22 protein-coding genes are annotated in these 22,038 nt (G+C 70.1%); 11 read left to right on the top strand and 11 right to left on the bottom strand.

All coding sequences use genetic code 11. The annotated features are described in order from the left end of the window. Positions 1-81 precede the first annotated feature (81 nt). The 5 genes from AB5T46_RS10430 to AB5T46_RS10410 form a co-directional block, all read right to left on the bottom strand. Positions 82-894, bottom strand: coding sequence for a phytanoyl-CoA dioxygenase family protein (locus tag AB5T46_RS10430; RefSeq protein WP_370563862.1), 813 nt, complete (start codon positions 892-894; stop codon positions 82-84). A 236-nt stretch (positions 895-1,130) separates the two neighbouring features. Continuing rightward, entirely contained in the window at positions 1,131-1,514 is a 384-nt protein-coding gene (locus AB5T46_RS10425; RefSeq protein WP_370563861.1) for an EF-hand domain-containing protein, read from the bottom strand. 361 nt (positions 1,515-1,875) lie between these two features. Next, the gene (locus AB5T46_RS10420; protein ID WP_370563860.1) at positions 1,876-4,125 is read right to left on the bottom strand and encodes a pre-peptidase C-terminal domain-containing protein; all 2,250 of its coding nucleotides are present in this window, start codon (positions 4,123-4,125) and stop codon (positions 1,876-1,878) included. A 487-nt stretch (positions 4,126-4,612) separates the two neighbouring features. Then, entirely contained in the window at positions 4,613-6,646 is a 2,034-nt protein-coding gene (locus tag AB5T46_RS10415; RefSeq protein ID WP_370563859.1) for a M3 family metallopeptidase, read from the bottom strand. Next, complete coding sequence (locus AB5T46_RS10410; RefSeq protein WP_370563858.1) at positions 6,643-6,864, bottom strand: hypothetical protein; 222 nt, start codon at positions 6,862-6,864, stop codon at positions 6,643-6,645. The genes AB5T46_RS10415 and AB5T46_RS10410 overlap by 4 nt, the downstream gene beginning before the upstream one ends. Before the next feature lie 225 nt (positions 6,865-7,089). Between AB5T46_RS10410 and AB5T46_RS10405 the strand changes: the two genes are divergently transcribed. Next, the gene (locus AB5T46_RS10405) at positions 7,090-7,524 is read left to right on the top strand and encodes a PepSY domain-containing protein (protein ID WP_370563857.1); all 435 of its coding nucleotides are present in this window, start codon (positions 7,090-7,092) and stop codon (positions 7,522-7,524) included. A gap of 52 nt (positions 7,525-7,576) precedes the next feature. After that, positions 7,577-7,768: a hypothetical protein gene (locus AB5T46_RS10400; protein WP_370563856.1), complete on the top strand. Its 192-nt coding sequence runs from the start codon at positions 7,577-7,579 to the stop codon at positions 7,766-7,768. Between the two features lie 112 nt (positions 7,769-7,880). Here the strand turns inward: AB5T46_RS10400 and AB5T46_RS10395 are convergent, their stop codons facing one another. Further along, complete coding sequence (locus tag AB5T46_RS10395; RefSeq protein ID WP_370563967.1) at positions 7,881-8,255, bottom strand: YciI family protein; 375 nt, start codon at positions 8,253-8,255, stop codon at positions 7,881-7,883. 359 nt (positions 8,256-8,614) lie between these two features. Between AB5T46_RS10395 and AB5T46_RS10390 the strand changes: the two genes are divergently transcribed. The 3 genes from AB5T46_RS10390 (at position 8,615) to AB5T46_RS10380 (ending at position 11,576) form a co-directional block, all read left to right on the top strand. Continuing rightward, a complete protein-coding gene (locus AB5T46_RS10390) occupies positions 8,615-9,715 on the top strand; it encodes an AI-2E family transporter (protein ID WP_370563855.1) in 1,101 nt (366 codons plus the stop codon). 161 nt (positions 9,716-9,876) lie between these two features. Continuing rightward, on the top strand, positions 9,877-10,818 hold the full coding sequence (locus AB5T46_RS10385) for an ABC transporter ATP-binding protein (RefSeq protein WP_370563854.1): 942 nt from the start codon (positions 9,877-9,879) through the stop codon (positions 10,816-10,818). Then, positions 10,815-11,576 (top strand): ABC transporter permease, encoded by a 762-nt coding sequence (locus AB5T46_RS10380; protein WP_370563853.1) that lies wholly within the window; start codon positions 10,815-10,817, stop codon positions 11,574-11,576. The genes AB5T46_RS10385 and AB5T46_RS10380 overlap by 4 nt, the downstream gene beginning before the upstream one ends. A 97-nt stretch (positions 11,577-11,673) precedes the next feature. Here the strand turns inward: AB5T46_RS10380 and AB5T46_RS10375 are convergent, their stop codons facing one another. After that, positions 11,674-12,036 (bottom strand): BON domain-containing protein, encoded by a 363-nt coding sequence (locus tag AB5T46_RS10375; RefSeq protein WP_370563852.1) that lies wholly within the window; start codon positions 12,034-12,036, stop codon positions 11,674-11,676. A 339-nt stretch (positions 12,037-12,375) separates the two neighbouring features. On the opposite strand from AB5T46_RS10375, the gene AB5T46_RS10370 reads away from it, so the two are divergent. Further along, positions 12,376-12,786, top strand: coding sequence for a classical arabinogalactan protein 4 (locus AB5T46_RS10370; protein ID WP_370563851.1), 411 nt, complete (start codon positions 12,376-12,378; stop codon positions 12,784-12,786). Between the two features lie 17 nt (positions 12,787-12,803). Here the strand turns inward: AB5T46_RS10370 and AB5T46_RS10365 are convergent, their stop codons facing one another. Continuing rightward, positions 12,804-13,088 (bottom strand): DUF4031 domain-containing protein, encoded by a 285-nt coding sequence (locus tag AB5T46_RS10365; protein WP_370563966.1) that lies wholly within the window; start codon positions 13,086-13,088, stop codon positions 12,804-12,806. Between the two features lie 228 nt (positions 13,089-13,316). Between AB5T46_RS10365 and AB5T46_RS10360 the strand changes: the two genes are divergently transcribed. Together AB5T46_RS10360 and AB5T46_RS10355 are read left to right on the top strand one after the other, a co-directional pair. After that, a complete protein-coding gene (locus tag AB5T46_RS10360; protein ID WP_370563850.1) occupies positions 13,317-14,408 on the top strand; it encodes a porin in 1,092 nt (363 codons plus the stop codon). A 76-nt stretch (positions 14,409-14,484) separates the two neighbouring features. After that, positions 14,485-16,470 (top strand): BCCT family transporter, encoded by a 1,986-nt coding sequence (locus AB5T46_RS10355; RefSeq protein WP_370563849.1) that lies wholly within the window; start codon positions 14,485-14,487, stop codon positions 16,468-16,470. Between the two features lie 112 nt (positions 16,471-16,582). Here the strand turns inward: AB5T46_RS10355 and AB5T46_RS10350 are convergent, their stop codons facing one another. Together AB5T46_RS10350 and AB5T46_RS10345 are read right to left on the bottom strand one after the other, a co-directional pair. Further along, complete coding sequence (locus AB5T46_RS10350; protein ID WP_370563848.1) at positions 16,583-17,140, bottom strand: DUF3016 domain-containing protein; 558 nt, start codon at positions 17,138-17,140, stop codon at positions 16,583-16,585. Between the two features lie 189 nt (positions 17,141-17,329). Then, on the bottom strand, positions 17,330-18,022 hold the full coding sequence (locus tag AB5T46_RS10345; RefSeq protein WP_370563847.1) for an arylesterase: 693 nt from the start codon (positions 18,020-18,022) through the stop codon (positions 17,330-17,332). Positions 18,023-18,171: 149 nt separating this feature from the next. Here AB5T46_RS10345 and AB5T46_RS10340 point away from each other — a divergent pair, with 149 nt between their 5' ends. Beyond that, the gene (locus tag AB5T46_RS10340; protein WP_370563845.1) at positions 18,172-18,879 is read left to right on the top strand and encodes an ABC transporter ATP-binding protein; all 708 of its coding nucleotides are present in this window, start codon (positions 18,172-18,174) and stop codon (positions 18,877-18,879) included. After that, positions 18,876-21,371 (top strand): ABC transporter permease, encoded by a 2,496-nt coding sequence (locus AB5T46_RS10335; protein ID WP_370563844.1) that lies wholly within the window; start codon positions 18,876-18,878, stop codon positions 21,369-21,371. Before AB5T46_RS10340 ends, AB5T46_RS10335 begins: the two co-directional genes overlap by 4 nt. 147 nt (positions 21,372-21,518) lie before the next feature. On the opposite strand, the gene AB5T46_RS10330 is transcribed toward AB5T46_RS10335, so the two are convergent. Beyond that, positions 21,519-21,779: a hypothetical protein gene (locus tag AB5T46_RS10330; RefSeq protein WP_370563843.1), complete on the bottom strand. Its 261-nt coding sequence runs from the start codon at positions 21,777-21,779 to the stop codon at positions 21,519-21,521. Between the two features lie 18 nt (positions 21,780-21,797). Here AB5T46_RS10330 and AB5T46_RS10325 point away from each other — a divergent pair, with 18 nt between their 5' ends. Then, positions 21,798-21,974: a hypothetical protein gene (locus tag AB5T46_RS10325; protein WP_370563842.1), complete on the top strand. Its 177-nt coding sequence runs from the start codon at positions 21,798-21,800 to the stop codon at positions 21,972-21,974. Positions 21,975-22,038: the final 64 nt, after the last annotated feature.

The raw sequence follows: 22,038 nt of genomic DNA, 5'->3' as shown, positions 1-22,038 counted from the left end.
TTGCAGGGCGGCACCGCGTCGATCAGGTGCAGCGACTCCGGCCGCGCTTCGCCGCCGGGGCAACGTATACGTCGGTACCACTCACGCCGCGCGTTCGAACAACACCGGATTGCTCGGCGTGTCGATCACCGCGCCAACCTCCGCGCCCGGGCACCAACGCTCCCGGTCCGACTGCTGCATGTGGTTCTCCGGTGCCTTGAGCCGCATGTCGCGGTCCATGTAGATCACGGTCATCACCGAGCGCGGCCGCCTCGACCGGTTGGGCCCGGCACGATGGAAGGTCCAGCCGAGGTGGAAGCTCACCTCGCCCAGGTCGAACGGCGCGTCGATCACCGGGAAGCCGTGCGCCTCCATCGCGGCGGTGATGGCGCGCTCGCTCTCGTCGGAGATGCCGAGGTCGCGGCCGAACTCCACGTGCTGGCTGCCGGCGAAGAACGCCAGCGGCCCCATGTCCTGCGGCACCGCCTGCAGCGGTACCCAGGCGGTGACGGTGCGGTCGCTGTCGACCGGCCAGTAGTACTGGTCGGCATGCGCCGGGGTGATGCCGCCGCCCGGCTCCTTGTACAGCGACTGGTCGTGGTACAGGCGCACGCCGTCGACCTGCAGCAGCGCGGCCGCGATGCCCGCCAGGCGCCTGCCGAACACGAACTCGCGCGCCGCGCCGCCCTGCTCCCACAGGTTCATCACCTGCAGGAAGGCGCGATCGTAGGTGCTGCGCTCGGCCAGCGGCACGGTCTGGGTGTTGAGGGCGATGGTCAGCCGCGTGATTTCGGCGCCGTAGCGGCGCAGCGTTTCGGCATCGAACACCTGCTTGAGCTTGATGAAGCCGTCGCGGCGGAATTGCGCCACCTGCGCGTCGGTCAGCGGATAGGGCGTGTCCAGGTCGATCGTCATGCCGGCATCTCCGTTCTCTGCCGCGCCCGCCGGCCGTGCCGGGTCATGCCGTTATGGAGGGCGGCGAGCGCGATCTCGTCTGGACGCCAGCGTAGTGCCGGGGGCCGGCCTGGACATCCGCGGGAGATGTCGAAGTTCAGCGGGAGAATGTCGGATCGATGACCTGTTCCGGTGTGCCGCACGGGCGCCGCCGCGGCCCGCGGCCGCGGGTTCATGGTCGCGCCGCCCGTCCCCGGTCAGCGCTCGCCGGTCCAGCCCACCAGTTCCGCACGGCTCAGCTTGCCGTCGCCGTCGACATCGACGCCGCGGAACTCGCCGGCAAGGGTGGAGTGCGCGGCGGCCTCGCCGCGGTCGATGAAGCCGTCGCCGTCGGTGTCGAGCGCCTCGAAGCTGATGCGGTAGCTGTCCGGCAGCGCGGTGTCGGGTTCGAACGAGCGCACGATCACCTGCTGGCGGCCGGGCAGTTCGAAGGTGGCGATGCCGGTCTGCCGCGCGCGGTCGCGCGTCACGGCGGTCGTCTCGGGAGGTTCGGGCAGGGGGGCGGTCTGCACCTGCGCAACGGCGCTGGCGGTTGCGAGGGACAGGGCGAGTGCGGTGGCGGCGATGGCGATGGTGTGCATGGCGCGACGGTAGCGCGGCGATGGTGGCTTCGCCAAGCCGGAGTGGCCGTGGTGGTCCGGATTCGCGGCGCCGCGGCGCCGGGGTGCCCTGCCGGTACCTGCTGCCCGCATCGCCGGATCGGTCGGCGCGCGCGTCCGTGGGTCGTTTCATCCGCGGCGGGTCGCGACTTCCGTCGCTCCCACAGGGTCGCTCGACACGTCCGCCGCTCCTGTTGTGGGGAGCGACGGAAGTCGCGGCGCTCGCCCCCGATCCGTCCGCCCCGATTGTGGGAGTGGTGGAGGCATGCCGCCACCGGGAAGTCGCGACTGCGGCAGACGGCGGCCGGTGGCGCTTCAAGCCTGCGCCGGCCGCCGCCCACAGTCAGTAGCGCGCCTGCAGGGTGACGTTGGAGAACGCGGTCTCGCCGACCAGCCGGATATACCAGGTGCCGGCGGCGGGGTTGCCGATGCGCACGGTCTCGTTGTTGCCGGGGCGGGTGGAGCGGCCGTCGGCTTCCTCGTCGGTCGGCGGCTCGCCGTGCTGGACCAGCAGGCTGACATTGCCGCGGCCGCCGTAGCTGAGCACGTGCAGCGTGGTCGTGCCCGCCGGAACCTCGATCGCGTACAGCAGCCCGTCGCCCTCGGCGCCTTCCAGGCCCGGCACCGGGATGCGGTTCTCGATCGGCGTGGCGTCCTCGCCGTCACCGGGGGCGAACAGGTGCACGCCGCTGTTGCCGCCGAGCGCGGCCAGGCGGCCGTCGTCCAACGCGGCCAGCCGCGCCACGCCCTGGTGGCCGAGCGTCGTGAGCCGGGTGCGTACCGGTGCGGTCGGATCGGAGACGTCGAGCTCGTGCAGGCCGGCGCCGTTGCCGAACCAGGCGCGGTCGTGGCGCTGGGCGACGCGCGTGTACGACTCCTCGTCGCCGGCGTCGTAGCGTCCGACCACCGCCGGCGCCTGCGGCACGGCGATGTCGATCACCTGCACGCCGCCGCGGCAGGCGAGATAGAGCAGCGAGACCTCGCTATCGATGGCCAGGTCGAACGCGGATCCGCAGCCGTCGTCGAGGTGGCCGACCTCCACCGGGCTGGCGGGGTCGTCGAGGCTGTAGATGCGCAGGCCGCCGTTCCCGGTGCCCGACTGGCTGCCTTCGGCGAGGTAGGCGTGTTGCCCGTCGACGCGAAGCGCGTACGGCTGCGACGCCAGCGCGCCCTGCCACACCAGCGACGGCGCGGTGGGATCGGACACGTCGATCACGCCGAACACGCCGCCGTTGGTCCACTTCGCCACGTAGGCATGGTCACCGGCCACGTCGAGCACGGAGGCGAACGGGAACGCGATGCGCCCGAGCTCGGTGGGCGCGGCCGGATCGGTCAGGTCGACGCCGATCAGCCCGAAGCCCCAGGCGGCGAGCCAGGCGGTGTCGCCCGCGATCGCCATCTGCTCGAAGCTGCGCGACTCCAGGCGTTCGGGCAGGTCCGCGTCGAAGCGCGCGGTCGGCGCCAGGGTCTGGGCGTCGTTGACGGTCAGGCCGTAGTTCGCCTGCAGCAGCACGATGTCGCCGCCGTGCCCGGCGACGTCGACCGCGGCAACCCCGCCCGGCAGCCAGGCGGTGGCGATGTTGGCGGGCGCGCCCGGGGCGCTGACGTCGAGCGCGTGCACCAGGTCGGTGTCGGTCGGCAGCAGCAGCGGGCCGCCCTCGATCGTCAGCGAACGGCGGCCGCCGAGGGCGAAGAGGTCGAGGTGCCCGGCGGCTTCGGGCGCATCGACATCGGCGATGTTCCAGACGTCCAGGCCCTCGCCCCAGCCGAAGGTGTAGACGAACTCGCCGACGCGCGCACCGGTGATCGCCGGCGGGATGTCGAGCGCGCCGCGCGGGTTCATCAGCGTCGGTTCGCTGAGATCGAACACCGTCAGCCGGTTGCCGACGCCGATGGCGCGCGCGGGCTCGGAGATCAGGCTGAAGCTGTCGAGCCCGTCCACGCCGTGGCCGGCGACCTTGAACGGCGCGTTCGGCACGCTGACGTCGTACAGGTCGAGGACGGTGCCGCCGAGCCAGTTGCGGCCGGTGGCGTGGATCATGTCGCCGTGGGCGACGATCCGGGTGTACTGCGTGGGCACGGTCGCGATGTCGGTGGGCGAGAACGCGGGATGCGCCGGGTCGGCGAGGTCCGACACGAACACGCCGCGGTTGTTGTCGAACAGGTACAGATGGTCGTTGGCGACCGTCAGCCCGAGGAGGAACTTGCTGTCGTGGTCGACGTAGTCCTCGGTCTCGTCCACCCGTTGCGGGCGGGCGGGATCGGCCAGCGACCAGGTGGTCACGCCGCTGCTGCCGTCGTAGCCGCGCCAGCTGGCATAGAGATGGTCGCCGTGGCGTGCGAGGCCGTTGATCGCCCCGCCCGCGGGTTCGGAGGTGGCCACGCGGACGGGCGCGGCCGGGTCGCCGTAGTCCCAGGTGGCGATGGTGCGGCCGGTCGGGAAATGGATCAGGTCGCTGTCGGCGACCGCATCGGTCTGCATGGCGCCTCCGCGCAGCAGCGCCAGCTCCAGCGGCGCCTCGGCGGCGGCGACATGGGGAACGGCGGCAAGGCAGGCGCAGAGCAGGGCGGTGGATAACGGCTTGGGTGTCATGGACGGTTCCTTCGGGAGCGGGGTTTCCGGGAGAGAGGGCGACGCGGGGGAGTTCGCGACCGGAAACGATGCCGGTCTGCGCGCATGGGGCCGCCTGGAGAGTGAGCGACCGCAGGCGCGCGGGCCGGCTGACCGAACCTGGGCTGTTCTGCCGCAGGGTGTCATTCCAATCGCTTGACGATCGCTTGACGGACGCATGACAGCCCATGCTGGCGCGCTCGTGCGACGGGCCGGCCGCAGGTACCGGGCGTGAAAAACGCGATCGGGATCACGTCCCGGATTCGCGGATGGAGAAGCGAACACGACCCAAAGCCCGCGTGCCGAGCTTCCTCCACTTGCGAAGGGAAGGCCGGATGGGGCGAGCGGAGCCGCAACGGATGAGTTCCCGCGTGCGCCTGCGATCGGCCCATCCACCTCTTGAAGGCGCGGCGTCAGGCCGGCGAAGGCTGGTGGAAGGCGAGCTTCCACCCCTCCGGCGCGCCAGGCCTCAGTCCGCCATGCCGCTGTGCCGCAGCAGCGCGTCGATCGCCGGTTCGCGGCCGCGGAACGCCTTGAAGTTCTCCAGGGCCGGGCGGCTGCCGCCGCGGGCGAGGATCTCGTCGCGGAAGCGCGCGCCGGTGGCGGCCAGCTGGTCCGGCGCCTCCTCGAACGCGGCGTAGGCGTCGGCGCTCAGCACCTCGGCCCACTTGTAGCTGTAGTAGCCGGCCGCGTAGCCGCCGGCGAAGATGTGCGCGAACTGGTGCGGGAAACGGTGCCAGGCCGGCGGCCGGTTCACCGCCACTTCGTCGCGCACGCGCTCGAGCAGCGCCATCACGTCGTCGCGCGCGGGATTGAAGCGGCTGTGCAGTTCCATGTCGAACAGCGCGAACTCGAGCTGGCGCACGGTCTGCATGCCGCTCTGGAAGTGCCTGGCCGCCAGCATCCTGTCGAACAGGTCGCGCGGCAGCGGTGCGCCGGTCTCGACGTGCGCGGTCATCGCCTGCACGCGCTCCCATTCCCAGCAGAAGTTCTCCATGAACTGGCTCGGCAGCTCCACCGCGTCCCACTCGACGCCGTTGATGCCGGCGACGGACAACTCGCCGACCTCGGTCAGCAGCTGGTGCAGGCCGTGGCCCATCTCGTGGAACAGGGTGGTGACCTCGTCGTGGCGAAACGTGGCGGGCCGCCCGCCCGCGCCCTTGCCGAAGTTGCACACCAGGTACACCAGCGGCGTCTGCGTGCCGCCGCCCGCGCCGGGGCGCTCGCGGCGGTTGCGGCAGTCGTCCATCCAGGCGCCGCCGCGCTTGCCCTCGCGGGCGTACAGGTCGAGGTAGAACTGGCCGACCAGGCGGCCGCCGGCGTCGGTCAGGCGGTAGAAGCGCACGTCCTCGTGCCACACCGGCGCCTCGTCCTGCGCCACGGTGACGCCGTAGAGCGAGCCGATCACGTCGAACAGGCCGGCCAGCACCTTCGGCTCGGTGAAGTACTGCTTCACCTCCTGCCCGGAATAGCGGTAGCGCGCCTGCTTGAGCTTCTCGCTGACGTAGCCCAGGTCCCACGGCTGCAGCGCTTCGACGTCGAGCTCGTCGCGGGCGAAGGCCTCGAGCTCGGCGCGGTCGCGCTGCGCGAACAGCTTCGCGCGCGCCGCCAGGTCGCGCAGGAAGGCCAGCACCTCTTCCGGCGTCCGTGCCATCTTGGTCGCCAGCGACACCTCGGCATAGCTGGAAAATCCCAGCAGTTCCGCCAGCTCGGCGCGCAGCGCGAGGATGCGGTCGATCAGCGCCGTGTTGTCGAGCTCCGCCGGCCCGGTTTCGGAGGCGCGCACGCCGTGGGCGCGGTACAGCTGCTCGCGCAGTGCGCGGTTGTCGGCGTAGGCCTGTACCGGCAGGTAGCACGGCATCTGCAGGGTCAACTTGTACCCGGAACGGTCGTCCTGCTCCGCTGCGGCGCGGCACGCGTCGATCACGTCGTCCGGCAGGCCCGCCAGTTCGGAGGCGTCCTCGACGTACAGCGCGAACGCGTCGGTGGCGTCGAGCACGTGTTCGGAGAACTTCGCCGCCAGCGCCGCCAGTTCCTCCCGTACCTGCGAGAAACGGGCCTTCCTGTCATCGGACAGTTCGGCGCCGCCCAGGCGGAAATCGCGCAGCGCGTGCTCGACCGTCTTCCGGCGCGCGGCGTCGAAGCCGGCGAACTCCGCCGATTCCGCCAGCGTTCGGTACGGCGCGAACAGCGCCAGGTTCTGGCCCAGCGTGCTGTAGAAGCGGGTCACGCGCGGCAGGTTGGCGTTGTAGGCCTCGCGCAGCGGCTTGGAGTGCAGGACCGCCTGCAGGTGCGTCACCTGGCCCCAGGCGCGGGCGAGCCGCTCGGTGGCGTCCTCCAGCGGCACGATGAAGCTTTCCCAGGTGACCGGCGCAACGGTTTCCGCGGCCTTCACCGCGGCCTCCGCTTCCGCCAGCAGCACGTCCATGGCCGGGGCGACGTGTTCGGGGCGGATGGCGTCGAAGCGGGGCGCGCCGGAGAAATCGAGCAGCGGGTTGGTCATGGACGGGGCCGTATTCGCGGGGAAGGAAGGATTCTAGAACTTGCTTCAAAAAGCTGTCCGCCACGGATTGACGCGGATGCACGCCGATAGGGCAACCAGGGACGTATGAGGAGCCGCGCCAGCGCCAGCAGCGCGCGCCGCACCAGCAGGCCCAGCAGCAGTGCGATCAGCAACGGCCAGGCGACCGCGCCCAGCAGCGGCCAGTCGGGCGTCGTCATCGGCGGTCCGGTGGCGGCGAAACCGACATGCTGCGCTGCGATCCGTCAATGCGGCGTCGATCCCGACGCTTCGGCGGCACCGCGCACGCGCTTCTACCATGCGAAATTTCCGCATGTGCGCCGAACGGGAGCCTGAACACTCCGCAACCCGTGCGGGCGGATTCACCTCGAATTAGCAGTGCGCGGCCAAGACTGCCGCCATTCGTCGCAGCAGGAGTCCATGCCATGCAAGTTCCCGCCCACCGCTACGCCGCGCCGCTCGCATTGGCGCTGGCGCTCGCCGCCACCGCCGCGACGGCACAGGACGCGATGACCGAGGCGCAGGTGCGCGCCACGCTCGAGGCGCAGGGCTACACCCGCGTCAACGACATCGAGTTCGAGGACGGCATGTGGAAGGCCGACGCGCGCAGCGCCGACGGCAACCGCATCGACCTGCGCCTGGATCCGGGGACCGGCGAGGTCTATCCGGAAGACCAGGTGTCCAACCTCACCGAGGCCGACGTGCAGGCGCAGCTTGCAGCCGCCGGCTACACCAACGTTCACGATGTCGACTTCGACGACGGGATCTGGACGGCCGAGGCCGACGACAGCACCGGCCGCGAGGTCGAGGTGCGCATCGATCCGCGCAGCGGCGAGGTGATCGGCAAGGAAAAGGACTGACGCCGCGCGCTGGCCGCGCGCGATTCGAGGGCGGCAACGGACAGGCGCGGCCGTGAAGCCACGGCCGTGCCTGCAGCTGTGGCGCGGCAGCGGATCATCGCGGCTGCACGCGCCGGCCGCTACAACGGGAGCCGATTCGTCGCACCGGGACGACATCGACGCCGGGCGGGAGTACTTCAACCCGGTCACCAACATGCTGTTCTTCCGGTTGGCGACGCCGGCGGCGTGCCATCAGGCGGCGTGAACGCGCCGGTGCGCCGGATCACGCGCCCGCGCTCCGCCGTCGCCGGTCACCAATGTGGGAGCGACGGAAGTCGCGGCCCCGCGAACCCGATCGCGGCGACCGCCTGTCGGCGTCAAGCGCCCACGCGCCGCCGCACCGCCTCGGAGTCGCGCACCGGGCGCACCTCGATGCAGCCGGTCTTCGCCCACGGGAATTCGTGCGCCATCCGCACCGCCTCCTCCAGGCTGTCGGCCTCGACCAGGTTGAACCCGGCCAGGATCTCCTTGGTCTCGGCGAACGGACCGTCGGTCACCGTGGCGCGGCCGTCGCGGATACGGACCGAACGCGCCGTCGCCGGCGCTTCCAGCTGCTGGAAGCCGAGCAGCGTGCCGTCGGCCTGCATCTCGTCGGCATGCGCGAGGCAGGTGCGCATCATGTCGTCGGCCTCGCCTTCGGGCAGGGCGTCGATCAGGGTGTCGTCGGTATAGACCAGCAGCAGGTATTGCATCGGGGGCGTCCAGCGGCGGGAGGTGGGCGTCATTAAGCCGCATCCACGGTCCGGCTGCCAGTTCCCCGGGGGCGACGTTGCCGGGACGGCCGCATCGCCGTCGGGACATTGGCGCCGTCCGCGACGGCCACGGCCCCGGAACGCGCGGCGGCGCCAAGACCGCGGCCAGTGCTGGACGTCACCGCTGAACGTGACGAAGGATCGACGCCGCCGGTCGTGTCGCGCCGGCCCGCGCGGTGCGAGAATGGAGGGCCGCGCCGGACCCCGGCGCCCGTTCCGGGAATGCGCATGTCCGCAGTGCACCAGGGCGCAACCGCCGCCTTCGACCGCAGCCACGCGCCGCAGGGGAGCCTGCGCCGATGACACGAACCCGGGACCGCCTGCAATCGGTCGTCCACGGCGCCGCGCTGGCCCTGATCGTCGGCTGGGTGCTGTACGTCGGCAAGCAGGTGTTCGTGCCGATGGTGTTCAGCGTGCTGGTGGTCTACGTGATCATCGGCCTGGCGCGCGCGATCACCGCGGTGCCGGTGGTCGGGCCGCGCGTGCCGGCGCCGCTGCGCTACGGGCTGTCGGTCCTCGGTATCGCCTTCGTGCTGGCGGCCGGTGTGTCGCTGGTGGTGAACAACGTCGGCCGGGTGGTGCAGCTTGCGCCGATCTACCAGGACAAGCTGCTCGAGCGGATCCAGCAGGGCGCCGAGTTCTTCGGCCTGCGCGCCGCGCCGACCTGGACCGCGCTGCGCGAGGACTTCCTCGAGCAGGTCCGGCTGCAGGACCTGATCGGCCCCACCGTGCTCTCGGTGACCGGCATCGGCATGACCCTGCTCGTGGTGCTGCTGTACGTGACGTTCCTGCTGGTCGAGAAGCGGGTGCTGGCGGCCAAGCTGCGCAATCTCTCCGACGATCCGCGCGACGTCTCCCGCATCCGCCAGATACTCGACAGCATCAACATCCGCACCGGCCAGTATCTCGCCGTCAAGACGCTGATCAACGTGGTACTCGGCGTGGTCAGCTGGGCGATGATGGCGGCGTTCGGGCTGGAGTTCGCCGGCTTCTGGGCGGTGGTGATCGCGGTGCTCAACTACGTGCCGTACATCGGCTCGTTCCTCGGCGTGCTGTTCCCGGTGGCGTGGGCAATCGTGCAGTTCGGCGATCCCGGCACCGTGGTCACGCTGCTGCTGTTGCTGACCGCCGCGCAGTTCGTGATCGGCAACTTCCTCGACCCGTTCCTGATGGGCAACTCGCTCAACCTCAGCCCGTTCGTGATCCTCGCCAGCCTGACCATCTGGGGCGGGCTATGGGGAATCCCCGGCGCCTTCCTCGCGGTGCCGATCACCGCGGTGCTGGTGATCGTGCTGTCGGAGTTCCGCGGCACCCGCCCGATCGCGGTGCTGATGTCGCGCAACGGCAATCTCGATGTCGGTCGTACCGCTGCGTTGCCGGCGGATGCCGGCGGCTCCTAGGGCCGAACCGCCGGGATCGATACGCTTCGGCAGTATCCCGCCGGCGGGAAGATCATTCCTCGATCCAGGGCTTTATCCTCGCGGGCAGGCCCTCTAGGCTAGGCTGCTGTTCGCCCGTGCTCCGGGCGCCGCGCGCCGCCACCGCAACCGAAGGACTCCGCGTGCAGCCGATCCTCTCCATCCGCAACCTCGGCAAGACCTATGCGTCCGGCTTCCAGGCGCTGAAAGACGTCGACCTCGACATCCACCGCGGCGAGATCTTCGCCCTGCTCGGCCCCAACGGCGCGGGCAAGACGACGCTGATCAGCATCGTCTGCGGCATCGTCACCGCCAGCCAGGGCAAGGTGGTCGCCGACGGCCACGACATCGTGCGCGACTTCCGTGCCGCGCGTTCGCTGATCGGCCTGGTGCCGCAGGAACTGTCGACCGACGCCTTCGAGACCGTCTGGGCCACCGTGCGCTTCTCGCAGGGCCTCTACGGCAAGCCCTACGATCCGGCGCACCTGGAGAAGGTGCTGCGCGACCTGTCGCTGTGGGACAAGAAGGACAGCAAGATCATGACGCTGTCCGGCGGCATGAAGCGCCGGGTGCTGATCGCCAAGGCGCTGGCGCACGAGCCGCGGATCCTGTTCCTGGACGAGCCCAGCGCCGGCGTCGACGTCGAGCTGCGCCACGACATGTGGCAGATGGTGCGCGGCTTGCGCGAACGCGGCACCACCATCATCCTCACCACGCACTACATCGAGGAGGCCGAGGAGATGGCCGACCGCATCGGCGTGATCAACCACGGCGAACTGATCGTGGTCGAGGACAAGGCCACGCTGATGCGCAAGCTCGGCAAGAAGCAGCTCACGTTGCAGCTGCAGGCGCCGCTGGCGGCGATCCCGGAGGAGTTCTCGGCGTTGCCGCTCGAGCTGGCCGACGAAGGCAACGCGCTGGTCTACACCTTCGACGTGCAGGCCGCCGAGACCGGCATCGCCACCCTGCTGCGGCGCCTGGGCGAGCACGGCATCGATTTCAAGGACCTGCATTCGAGCGAGAGCTCGCTGGAGGACATCTTCGTCAGCCTGGTGCGCGACGGCGCGCGGGAGGTGCGGGCATGAACTGGCACGCGGTCAAGGCGATCTACCGCTTCGAAATGGCGCGCACCTTCCGCACGATCACCCAGTCGATCGCCTCCCCGGTGCTGACGACCGCGCTGTACTTCATCGTGTTCGGCGCCGCGATCGGTTCGCGCATGGGCGAGATCGACGGGGTCAGCTACGGCGCCTTCATCATTCCCGGCCTGATCATGCTGTCGCTGCTGTCGGAAAGCGTCTCCAACGCCTCGTTCGGCATCTACATGCCGAAGTGGTCGGGCACCATCTACGAGGTGCTGTCGGCGCCCATCTCGCACGTGGAGATCGTGCTCGGCTACGTCGGCGCTGCGACCACCAAGTCGGTGATGCTGGGGCTGCTGATCCTGGCCACGGCGCGGTTCTTCGTGCCCTACGAGATCGCATATCCGCTGTGGATGATCGGCTTCCTGGTGCTGACCGCGCTCAGCTTCAGCCTGTTCGGCTTCATCATCGGCCTGTGGGCCGACGACTTCCAGAAGCTGCAGGTGATCCCGCTGATGGTGGTGATGCCGTTGACCTTCCTCGGCGGCGCGTTCTATTCGATCGAGATGCTGCCGCCGCTGTGGCAGAAGATCGCGCTGTTCAATCCGGTGGTGTACCTGATCAGCGGCTTCCGCTGGAGCTTCTACGGCAGCGCCGACGTGCACATCGCGGTCAGCACCGCGATGGTGCTGACGCTGCTGGCGGCGTGCCTCGGCCTGGTGTGGTGGATCTTCCGCACCGGCTGGAAGCTCAAGGCCTGACCGGCGACCGACAAAAAGCCGCGGCCCCGCACCAGGCGGGGCCGCGGCGCAAGCCGGACGCGTGGCCGGATCGGCTCCGGTCTCGTTGTTGTCGCGGTCAGTCGTCGCTGGTGCCGGACACGGTGGTCAGGCCGGAAGCGTCGACTTCGGCGACGCCGTCGATGTCGGCGGCGATCCGCCGGGCCTCCTCGATCTGCGCCTCGTCGTCGACGCTGCCCGACAGCGTGACCACGCCATTGACGGTCTCGACGTCGATCTCCAGGCCGGCGACATCGGTGTCGGCCAGCAGGCTCGACTTGACCTTGGTGGTGATCCAGGTGTCGTCCACCGGCTGTTCGGAATCCATCTGTTCTTCGGGTTCCGTGCCGGTGTCCTGCGCCAGCGCGCCGCCGGCGATGAAGAGCAGCGCGGCCGACAGCGCGGCGGCCAGCGCGGTGCGCGGGTATTTGTTGAGCATCATGGCGTTTCCTCCGTTGGGAATGTGGAGCGAGTGTCTGCGCGTATGTGTCCACGAGGCGTGACCGGCCCTGTTCCGTTCGTTAAATGAATGCGTGATCGAAGCTCACCAAGAACAACACCCGCTGAGCGCCGAGGCGATGGAGCAACCGTCGCCACCCAAGGGGGAAGCGGGTGCGAACCATCCCGTGGTACGCAACGGTTTCGAGCCGCGATGCATCCGCCGGATCGCGTGCCTTTCGCTCGCGGGCGCGCGGGAACGATTCACGGGAACGACAGCGTCGACGCCCTACACTGGCGACAGTTCCCGTCCGGCGCCGGCCGTCTCCGGTGGTTTGGCCCGATGCACCTCAAGCCGTTCTCGTTGTGCCTTCTCCTGCCGCTGCTTGCCGCGGCCGGTGCCGCATGCGCGCAGGTGGGCGAACCACGGCAGCCGCCCGCGCGGATCGAGACGGTGCCGGTGCGGCCGCCGCCTGCGCGCGTTGCCGCCGATCTCTCCGCGCGGCCGCGGCAGGAGATCGCGATTCCCGCGACCGGGCCGTCGCCGATGTCGCCGCGTCCCGGCGCACCGGCGACGAAGGACGCCACGTCCCGTGTCGACCCGGCCGCGCCGGCGAAGGTCTACGACCGCACCGGCAGGCTCATTCCGGGGGCGGTGCGGGTAGGACCGAACCGGGTGTTCGATCCGCGCAGCGGTCGCTACCGCACCGCGCGGCCGCGCGGCGACGATCTGCAGGTGGTACCCGAGGGCTGAGTCGCGGGTGGCCGGCGTCACGGCGCCTCGCCGCGCCCCTGCGCGCGCGCGTTGCGGATCACCGCATGCACCAGTGCACGATCGCGATGGCGCGAGATCGCGGTCGCGCCGAGGGCGATTGCCGTATCGCGCAGCTCGGCGGGCACGTCGTAGTGCGCGCCGCTGGTGCGGTTCTGGAACGCACGTCGCGGAATGCCCAGGCGCGCGGCGAAGGCGTGCAGTTCGTCCAGCGTGTCGGCCATCAGATGGGCCCAGCGGCGGCCGCGCCAAAGCGTGACGGCATCATCGACGTAGACGGTCATGGCCTCGGCTGCAAAGGTGCGATCAGGCATCGCGCACCGCAAAATCGCGCAGATCGCGATGCTTTGCAACGGCGACGATCCCCGGCGGGAAAACGGCTCGTTCTCCCTTCGATCATGCGCTTCACGCGGTAAAAAACGCCAGTTTTGTCGTGACGCGGTTTGCGGTGCATGGACATGGGCGCTAACCTGAATTTCGTTCATGGACGCGCCGGGAAGGACAATTCGCTCGTGATATCTCGCAGTTTTTCCCTTGTTTTCGGCACTTTTCTGCTCATCCTGGCAACGGCATCGCATGCGGCCGATGGCGATCCGGAACTCGACCTCGGCGGCGCGGTCCGCTTCAGCTACGGCTGGCTCGACTACGGGCCGAGCACGGATTTCGAGCCCGAGCTGGTGCGCATCGACGCCAAGGGCAGTGCGGGGCGGACGTTCTTCTCGTTGCAGTACCGCTGGTACGACGGCTTCGATGCCGTGCACCACGCCTGGGCGGGCTGGAAGCTGGACGAGGCTTCCGACGTCCGTGCCGGCGTCCAGCAGGTGCCGTTCGGACTGCTGCCATACGCCTCGCACAGCTTCTGGTTCGGATCCGGTTACTACCTCGGGATCGAGGACGACTACGACATGGGCGTGGTCTGGCAGCGCGGCAAGGGCGCGCACCAGTGGCATGCGGGCGTGTTCTTCGGCGACGAATACGGCACCGGCGCCCGCTTCGGCCGCTATTCCTTCGACGTCGCCACCACCGACGGTCTGCCGTATCGCGAGCGCGAGCGGCTGAGCCTGCGTTACCAGCACACGCGCGACTGGAACGGCGCCGAAGTGGCGCTGGGCGCGTCGCTGTTCACCGGCAAGGTCGAGAATCGCGTCGACGGCGGCAAGCACGGCCACGACGGCGCCGCGCTGCACGCGCAATGGCAACGCGGCCCCGCCACGGTGCAGCTGCAGTGGGCGCGCTACCGCTATCGGGTCCCGGAGCCGAGGATCGCGATGTCGGCGTTCCTGTTCCCGTTCGAGATCGCCGCCGAGGCCGACGTGCCGACCTTCAACGTCGCCTGGGAGTTGCCGCGCCCGGGCTGGTTCGACGGCATCACCTGCTACAACAATCTCAGCATGACCCTGCCGGTCGACGACGATCCCGGCCTGCGCGAGTCGTGGCAGAACGTCACCGGCTGCAGCTTCGCCAAGGACAAGATGTTCACCTATGTCGACTGGATCGCCGGCAAGAACATGTGGTTCGTCGGCGGCTCCGGCATCGGCATCGACGAGCCCGGCTCCAACCGCTGGCGCTCGCGCCTGAACGTCAACATCGGCTTCTACTTCTGACGCGCGGCCGCGACGTCGCCGTCGCGGCCCACATGCAACGATCGCGGCGCCCGCCGCGCTGATCGGGGAAAACGCCATGAACGAAAAGACCACACCCGCCAAGGCCAGCTGGTACAAGATCAACCCGCCGGTGTTCTTCACCTCGGCGATCCTGGCGCTGGTGTTCGTCGCCCTGGGTGCGTTCGCGCCGGAATGGTCGGACGCGTTCTTTGGCGACGTCCAGGGCTGGGTGGTCGAGAGCGCCGGCTGGTTCTACGTGCTGGCGGTGGCCGGTTTCCTGGTGTTCGTGGTCGCGCTGGCGTTCTCCAGCTTCGGCAAGCTCAAGCTGGGCCCGGACCACAGCACGCCCGACTACAGCTACCTGTCCTGGTTCGCGATGCTGTTCTCGGCCGGCATGGGCATCGGCCTGATGTTCTTCGGCGTGGCCGAGCCGATCATGCACTACGCGACGCCGCCGGTCGGCGATCCGGAAACGGTGGCCGCGGCGCGCCAGGCGATGCGTGTCACGTTCTTCCATTGGGGCGTCCACGCCTGGGCGATCTATGCGGTGGTGGCGCTGTCGCTGGCGTACTTCGCCTTCCGTCACGGACTGCCGCTGACCATCCGTTCGTCGCTGTATCCGCTGATCGGCGAGAGGATCTACGGGCCGATCGGCCATGCCGTGGACGTGTTCGCGGTGCTGGGCACGTTGTTCGGGGTGGCGACGTCGCTCGGCTTCGGCGTGATCCAGGTCAACGCCGGCCTCAACTACATGTTCGACGTGCCGGTCGGCATCGGCACGCAGATGATCCTGATCGCGGTGATCACCGGCATCGCCACGGTCTCGGTCGGCCTGGGCCTGGACGCGGGCATCCGCCGCATCTCCGAACTCAACATGATCCTGGCGGTGACGCTGCTGGCGTTCGTGCTGATCGCCGGGCCGACCGTCTACCTGCTGCAGACGCTGGTGCAGAACACCGGCATGTACGTCTCCAACCTGTTCTCGATGACCTTCAACCTCTACGCCTACGAGCCGACCGGCTGGATCGGCGGCTGGACGCTGTTCTACTGGGGCTGGTGGATCGCGTGGTCGCCGTTCGTGGGCATGTTCATCGCGCGCGTCTCGCGCGGGCGCACGATCCGCGAGTTCGTCACCGGCGTGCTGCTGGTGCCGCTGGGCTTCACCTTCATGTGGATGACCTTCTTCGGCAACACCGCGCTGCACATGGTAATGGTCGACGGCGCCGCGGGGCTGATGGAGGCGGTGGCCGAGGACAGCTCGGTGGCGCTGTTCCGGTTCTTCGAACTGCTGCCGCTGTCGTCGATCACCTCGTTGCTGGCGACGCTGCTGGTGGTCACCTTCTTCGTCACCTCGTCCGACTCCGGCTCGCTGGTGGTCGACATGCTGACCTCCGGCGGCGAGGAGGAAGGGCCGCTGTGGCAGCGCATCTTCTGGGCGCTGGTCGAGGGCGCGATCGCCGCGGTGCTGCTGTACGCCGGCGGGCTGGACGCGCTGCAGGCGGCGACCATCGCCAGCGCGCTGCCGTTCACCGTGGTCATGCTGCTGATGTGCTGGGGCATGATCCGGGCGATGCGGCTGGAGGTGACCAAGCAGCTGAGCATGCGCGAGGCGCGACTGGCGCCGCTCGGCGCGACCGGTCCGCTCGACTGGAAGACCCGCCTGCGCGCGATGGCGCATCATCCGCGCCGTCAGGAGGTGCTGCAGTTCCTGCAGCAACAGGTCCGGCCGGCGCTGGAGGACGTGGCCGCAGAACTGAAGAAGCAGGGGCTGGAAGCGCGCGTGCAGGACGCCGAGGACGGCCGCGTCTGGATCGAGGTGGGGCACGGCGAGGAGATGGACTTCTTCTACTCGGTGCGGCCGCGCCCGTACGATCCGCCGTCGTTCGCGATGAGCGACCTGCGCCGCAAGCGCACCGACGAGATCCGCTACTTCCGCGCCGAAGTGCACCTGCGCGAGGGCGGGCAGGACTACGACGTCATGGGCTGGCACAAGGACGAACTGATCCACGATGTGCTCGACCAGTACCAGCGCCACATGCACTTCCTCCACATCGTGCGTTGAGCCATCGTGCGCTGCGCCGGGCGAACGTTCCCTTCCCCGTAAACGGGGGAGGGAACCGGGACGACGGCGCCTGTCCGCCGTGTTCCGCCGGCAGCCGGGAGCGTCTTGCCGCTCAGGCGTCCGGGGCCGGGGCGCCGAATTCCCGCCGCAGCCACTGGTCCAGCAGCGACTTCTCGTAGCGCAGCATGTCGTTGCGACGCGCAATGGACGTGTTGGACAGGTACATCGAATCGCTCAGCGTACGCTCGCCCTCGTCGATCACGTTGCCGGCGGCGTCGAGACGGCGGAAGTTGAGTTCGATCCGCGGCCAGTAGATGTCGCGCATGATGCGCACGCTGTCGAACTGCATGCCTTGCCAGGGCTCGTAACTGCCGGCGCGACGGATGTCGGTGATGGTGACGTCGAGCCGCTGGCCCTCGGGCAGGCGGTCCTCGGCGCGCGTCTGCAGGTGTTCGGCCAGCTGGCGCACCCAGTCGCCGCGTTTGGCTTCCCAGCGGTTGCGGCTGTGGCGGATCTCGGTGAATTCCGCTGGATCGGTCCAGGCCACGCTGACGCGGCCCTCGTCCGGCAGCGCGCGCGGCGCATCGGGATCGGTGACATTGCGGACGCGGGCGTCGGCGGTGGTCGCGCAGAGCAGCCCGAGCAGCAGCATCGAAAGCAGGAATTTCATGACGGTCTCCCGCAGGCGTGTGATCGAGTCTGCGCCTGCGGGGAACGGCTTGCAACGCGATCGGGGGCGGTGCGCAACGGCGGTCGCCATCCATTCAGCCCACGGGACCGCGGGTGCCGCGCGCGCCGTCAGGCCGCCCACGCCGGGCGGGGCGTCCGCGTCCTGTCCACGCGCGATCGCGGCGCGGGGCTACTGTTGTTGCAGCAACGGCTCCAGCGTCGTCCACACGTGGTCGCGCAGCCGCGCCTGCGCTGCGGGGGTGGGATGCAGGTTGTCGTCCTGGAACGCGTCCCGCTCGAGCGCGATCGGCTCGAGCAGGAACGGCAGCAGCGGGACGTCGAAGAAATCGGCCAGTTCGCGGTACAGGGCCTCGAAGTCGCGCGTGTACTCGGTGCCGAGGTTCGGCGGCATGCGCATGCCGACCAGCAGCACCTCGGCGCCGGCATGCTGCGAGGCGCCGATCATCCGCGCCAGGTTGCGGCGCATCTCGCGGACCGGCAGCCCGCGCAGGCCGTCGTTGGCGCCCAGCGCGATCACCACCACCGCCGGCCGGTGCCGCAACACCTCGGCGGTGATCCGCGACGAGCCGCCGGCGGTGGTCTCGCCGCTGATGCTGGCGTTGACCACCCGCCAGTCGGTGTAGCTGGCGGCGAGCCGATCGGCCAGCAGCGCCACCCAGCTCTCCGCCGCGGCCATGCCGTAGCCGGCGGACAACGAGTCGCCCATCACCAGGACCGTGCGTGGCGCCGCCTCGGCGGCCGGAAGCGGGGCGGCGGGTTCCGCCGCATGGGCGGCCGGAAGCGCCGCGAGCAGCAGCACCCAACCGATGGCCCATTGCATGCGGCGGCGGAAGGCCGCATACCGAAAATGGTCAAGCAACATGCGATTCCTGCTCCGAAGGTCCGGCCGCCAGCATAAGCGCCGCCGCGGCCTGAAGTTGTCGAATGAACCGGGACAGAGGATCCCGGGAGTTCTTAAGAAACGTTTAATCCCAGCCCCGGATCATCGCCGGCACCCATACGAGGATTCCCATGGCCGATTCCACTCCCGCCGCGTCGGCGGACGTCCGTCACGCGCTCCAGGTCACCGGCCTCGGCAAGCGGGTGCCGCTGCCGTCCGGCGATCTGACCATCCTCGACGGCGTCGGGTTCCGCATCGAGCACGGCGACAGCGTCGCCATCGTCGGCGCCTCCGGTTCCGGCAAGAGCACGTTGCTGTCGTTGATGGCCGGCCTGGACACGCCGAGCAGCGGCGAGGTGTCGCTCGATGGCCAGCCGCTGTCGACGCTGGACGAGGACGGCCGCGCGCGGGTGCGGGCGGACAAGGTCGGCTTCGTGTTCCAGAGCTTCCAGCTGCTGCCCTCGCTCACCGCGCTCGAGAACGTGATGCTGCCGCTGGAGCTGCGCGGGGACGCCGACGCGCGTCGCCCAGCGGATCAGACGCTGCGCAAGGTCGGCCTCGGCGAGCGCCTGGGCCACTATCCACGGCAGCTGTCGGGCGGCGAGCAGCAGCGCGTCGCGCTGGCGCGTGCCTTCGTCACCGGGCCGTCGCTGCTGTTCGCCGACGAGCCGACCGGCAATCTCGACACGCAGACCGGGCAGGCGATCATCGAACTGCTGTTCGCGATGAACGCCGAGGCCGGCACCACCCTGGTGCTGGTGACCCATGACGAGCACCTGGCGTCGCGCTGTCGCCGGATGCTGCGCCTGGACAGCGGCCGCCTGGTGGACGACGCATGAGGACGCTCGCGCTGGCGGCCAACCAGCTGCGCCGCGACCTGGCCGCCGGCGAGGTGCGCATCATGCTGGCGGCACTGGTGCTGGCGGTGCTGGCGGTGACCGCGGTCGGCTTCGTCACCGACCGCGCCGGGCGCGCGCTGGCGATCGAGGCCAACCGCCTGCTCGGCGGCGACGCGGTGCTGCGCGGCGACGGGCCGATCGGCGACGAGGTGCGCGCCGCCGCCGACGCGGCCGGCCTGCGGCGCACCGAGACGGTCGAGCTCGACAGCATGATCCGCGCCGGCGCCGAACCGCGGCTGGGCGAGTTGCGCGCGCTCGGCGAGGGTTTCCCGCTGCGCGGTGCGTTCCGCATCGTCGAGCGCGCCGGCGGTCCCGAGCGCGAGGCCGGCGGCGTGCCCGCGCCGGGCACGCTGTGGATGAGCCGTGCCGGCGCCGATGCCTTCGGTGCGCGGGTCGGCGACACCATCGGCATCGGCACCCTGCAGCTGCGCCTGGCGGCGCTGGTGACGCAGGAGCCGGATGCCTCGATCGACTACTTCAACGTCGCGCCCAAGGTGTTCCTCAACCTCGCCGACCTGCCGGCCACCGGCCTGGTGCAGGAGGGCAGCCGGGTCCGCTACCGGCTGGTGGTGGCCGGCGAAACCGGCGCGGTGGAGCGCTTCGCCGCGGATGCGCGCGGGAACCTGGCGCGTGGGCAGCGGCTGGAGACGATCCGCGACGCACGCCCGGAAGTGAACTCGGCGCTCGACCGCGCCGGCCGCTTCCTCGGCCTGGCGGCACTGGTGTCGGTGGTGCTGGCGGCGGTGGCGGTGGCGATGGCCGCGCGCCGCCACAGCGAGCGGCACCTGTCCGGCGCGGCGGTGATGCGCTGCCTCGGCGCGAGCCAGCGCACCCTGGTCGGCATCCACGTCGGCGAGCTGCTGCTGCTCGGCCTGATCGCGGCCACGCTCGGCGTGGCGTTGGCGTTCGCGCTGCAATGGGCGGTCGCCGAATGGATCGCGCAGGCGCTGCAGGTGGACCTGCCGGCCGCGGGCTGGATGCCGGCGGCCCAAGGTTATGGCGTCGGCCTGGTAGTGCTGCTGGCCTTCGGCGCCCCGCCGGTGCTGGCGCTGCGGCGGGTTCCGGCGTTGCGGGTGCTGCGCCGCGATCTGGATCCGGTCGAGCCCGGCGCGCTGGTGGTGCTGCTGGCCGGACTCGGCGGCCTCGCCGCGCTGTTGTGGTGGAAGGCGGGTTCGGCCGAACTCGCCACGACGATGCTGCTCGGCATTCTCGCCACGCTGGCGGTCCTGGCCCTGCTCGCCTGGGCGCTGATCGCGCTGGTGCGGCGGCTGCGCCCGCGCCTGCGCGGCAGCCTGCGCTACGGCCTGGCCAACGTCAGCCGCCGTGCCGGCACCAGCATCGCGCAGGTCTCGGCGCTGGGACTGGGACTGATGGCGCTGCTGCTGCTGACCTTCGTGCGTACCGACCTGCTCGATCGCTGGCAGCTGGCGCTGGCCGAGAGCGCCCCCAACCGCTTCATCATCAACGTGCAGCCCGACCAGCTCGATCCGGTGCGCGCGTTCATGGCCGGGCAGGAACTCGATCCGCCGGTGCTGTTCCCGATGGTGCGTGCGCGGCTGGTCGCGCGCAACGGCGCGGCGGTGACCGGCGAAACCTACGACGCGCAATCGCGCGCCCGGCGCCGGGCCGAGCGCGAGTTCAACCTGTCGATGGCCGAGACGCTGCGCGACGACAACAGGATCACCGCCGGCAGGTTCTGGGACGGTACTCCGGCGCGGCCGGAATTCTCGGTGGAGGAAGGCTTCGCCGAAACGCTGGGGTGGGAGATCGGCGACCGCATCGCCTTCGACGTCGCCGGCCAGCGCCTGGAGGCGCCGATCACCAGCCTGCGCAGCGTCGAGTGGGAAAGCTTCCGGCCGAACTTCTTCGTGCTGGCCTCGCCCGGCGCGCTGGACGGCTACCCGGCCAGCTACATCACCGCGGTGTCGGTGCCGCCGGAGCGCGGCCGCTTCACCGCGGACCTGGTCGAACGCTTCCCCAACCTGTCGGTGATCGACATCGACGCGGTGCTCGCCCAGGTGCGCGGCACCGCCGACCAGGTGTCGGTGGTGGTGCAGGCGGTGTTCTGGTTCTCGCTGGCGGCCGGCGTGCTGGTGCTGCTGGCCGCGGTCAGCGCCAGCCAGGACGAGCGCCTGCTCGAGGGCGGGGTGATGCGCGTGCTCGGCGGCAGCCGCCGCCAGCTCAGGCTCGCGCAGGCGTCGGAGTTCGTCGCCATCGGCCTGCTGTCCGGGCTGGTGGCGGCGATCGCGGCCTCGGTGCTGTCGGGCGTGGTCGCCTCGCAGGTGTTCGACCTGCCGTGGAATCCGAACTGGCGGCTGGCGGCGGCCGGCGGCGGCCTCGGCGTGCTGGTCACGCTGGCGGCCGGCCTGTTCGCCACGCGGCGCGTGCTCGATGCACCGCCGTCGGTCACGTTGCGCGAACTGCAGGGCTAAGCCGCCGCGCGGCGGCCTGCTCTGCGACATCGAGGCCGGAACCCGTAGAGCCGAGCTTGCTCGGCTGCAGCGGCTCCGGAGCCCGAGCGGAGCAAGCTCCGCTCCACGGAATGGCGTTCGTGGCGGCGCGTCGGCGCGAGACGTGGTTCAGGTTTCCACGTCCCTGGGTTCGGCGTCGAACCGGCGCGGATAGGCGCGCTCGTCCGCGACCTGCTTGACCTGCTCGGGTGAGAGTTCCGGTGAACCGTAGACCGCGTAGGCGACGGTGCCGTTGTTGCGTCCTACCTGGTGCAATCGGTAGCGGGGCCGGCCGCCGCCGGTATCGGGCGGGTAATGCAGGGGCGGCGAATCGCCGTCCATGTCGAGTTCACTGTTGTCGACGACACCGCCAACGAAAAGAGCACGCATGCAGACCTCCATCGATTGATGATCCCGATGGTGTTGCCGACGGTGTTTGCATCGCATGAAGCAAAGGTTGGCATTGCATGCATGCCGCAGCCTGCATTCATTCCGTGCATGAAGCGCCGCCGCCGCCGGCCGTTCGTGACGCCGCCGCCGCCGGCAATGGCGCGTCGCGTGACGCGCGGCGGATCCATTCCGTGACTGCCCGCAGTTCCGGAGCGTGACAGGCTGCGTACAAGGCGCAACTGGTCCACCAGGTGCGGTC

Origin of the sequence: Luteimonas salinilitoris (assembly GCF_041300785.1) — a bacterium.
In the GTDB taxonomy this organism is placed as follows: domain Bacteria; phylum Pseudomonadota; class Gammaproteobacteria; order Xanthomonadales; family Xanthomonadaceae; genus Luteimonas; species Luteimonas salinilitoris.
Note: the sequence above shows the minus strand (reverse complement) of the source record. Positions and strands in the feature narration are given on the sequence as shown.

Coding starts and splice junctions, on each gene's coding strand:
- AB5T46_RS10430 (WP_370563862.1), bottom strand. CDS start 894: ATGACGATCGACCTGGACACGCCCTATCCGCTGACCGACGCGCAGGTG.
- AB5T46_RS10425 (WP_370563861.1), bottom strand. CDS start 1,514: ATGCACACCATCGCCATCGCCGCCACCGCACTCGCCCTGTCCCTCGCA.
- AB5T46_RS10420 (WP_370563860.1), bottom strand. CDS start 4,125: ATGACACCCAAGCCGTTATCCACCGCCCTGCTCTGCGCCTGCCTTGCC.
- AB5T46_RS10415 (WP_370563859.1), bottom strand. CDS start 6,646: ATGACCAACCCGCTGCTCGATTTCTCCGGCGCGCCCCGCTTCGACGCC.
- AB5T46_RS10410 (WP_370563858.1), bottom strand. CDS start 6,864: ATGACGACGCCCGACTGGCCGCTGCTGGGCGCGGTCGCCTGGCCGTTG.
- AB5T46_RS10405 (WP_370563857.1), top strand. CDS start 7,090: ATGCAAGTTCCCGCCCACCGCTACGCCGCGCCGCTCGCATTGGCGCTG.
- AB5T46_RS10395 (WP_370563967.1), bottom strand. CDS start 8,255: ATGCAATACCTGCTGCTGGTCTATACCGACGACACCCTGATCGACGCC.
- AB5T46_RS10390 (WP_370563855.1), top strand. CDS start 8,615: ATGACACGAACCCGGGACCGCCTGCAATCGGTCGTCCACGGCGCCGCG.
- AB5T46_RS10380 (WP_370563853.1), top strand. CDS start 10,815: ATGAACTGGCACGCGGTCAAGGCGATCTACCGCTTCGAAATGGCGCGC.
- AB5T46_RS10375 (WP_370563852.1), bottom strand. CDS start 12,036: ATGATGCTCAACAAATACCCGCGCACCGCGCTGGCCGCCGCGCTGTCG.
- AB5T46_RS10370 (WP_370563851.1), top strand. CDS start 12,376: ATGCACCTCAAGCCGTTCTCGTTGTGCCTTCTCCTGCCGCTGCTTGCC.
- AB5T46_RS10365 (WP_370563966.1), bottom strand. CDS start 13,088: ATGACCGTCTACGTCGATGATGCCGTCACGCTTTGGCGCGGCCGCCGC.
- AB5T46_RS10355 (WP_370563849.1), top strand. CDS start 14,485: ATGAACGAAAAGACCACACCCGCCAAGGCCAGCTGGTACAAGATCAAC.
- AB5T46_RS10350 (WP_370563848.1), bottom strand. CDS start 17,140: ATGAAATTCCTGCTTTCGATGCTGCTGCTCGGGCTGCTCTGCGCGACC.
- AB5T46_RS10345 (WP_370563847.1), bottom strand. CDS start 18,022: ATGTTGCTTGACCATTTTCGGTATGCGGCCTTCCGCCGCCGCATGCAA.
- AB5T46_RS10340 (WP_370563845.1), top strand. CDS start 18,172: ATGGCCGATTCCACTCCCGCCGCGTCGGCGGACGTCCGTCACGCGCTC.
- AB5T46_RS10335 (WP_370563844.1), top strand. CDS start 18,876: ATGAGGACGCTCGCGCTGGCGGCCAACCAGCTGCGCCGCGACCTGGCC.
- AB5T46_RS10330 (WP_370563843.1), bottom strand. CDS start 21,779: ATGCGTGCTCTTTTCGTTGGCGGTGTCGTCGACAACAGTGAACTCGAC.
- AB5T46_RS10325 (WP_370563842.1), top strand. CDS start 21,798: ATGATCCCGATGGTGTTGCCGACGGTGTTTGCATCGCATGAAGCAAAG.